The following is a 294-nucleotide window of genomic DNA, read 5'->3' as shown; positions in this document are numbered from 1 at the left end:
GTGAAATAATAATATGGCGCCAGAGCCAGCTGTGCATCATTTTCTTCTCTGATCGTAGTTAAAATGGAAGATGCTGCATCACGGCCATTTCTATCGTTCAGTGAAATGGAATATTCATTTTCAAAATTCACCGTTGCTTTTTCTTCTGGATCTTTACGATTCATTACACTGCGAAAAGTATCAAAAGCCTGTGTTTCATCCATTTCCCCTGACAGTAATCCGTGAACAGCCTCAAGACCTGCATCAAATGATCTTTGGGCGGAATATCGGATATAAACAGCATTATTATTAATC

1 pseudogene is annotated in these 294 nt (G+C 38.8%); it reads right to left on the bottom strand.

What is annotated here, in order from left to right:
- Nucleotides 1-294 (bottom strand): annotated as a pseudogene (locus DW922_RS17175) (carbohydrate ABC transporter substrate-binding protein); the annotation flags it as partial.

Source organism: Clostridium sp. AM42-4, assembly GCF_003480105.1.
Taxonomy (GTDB): Bacteria; Bacillota; Clostridia; order Lachnospirales; family Lachnospiraceae; genus Brotaphodocola.
This window is presented reverse-complemented; position numbering and strand designations above follow the sequence as displayed.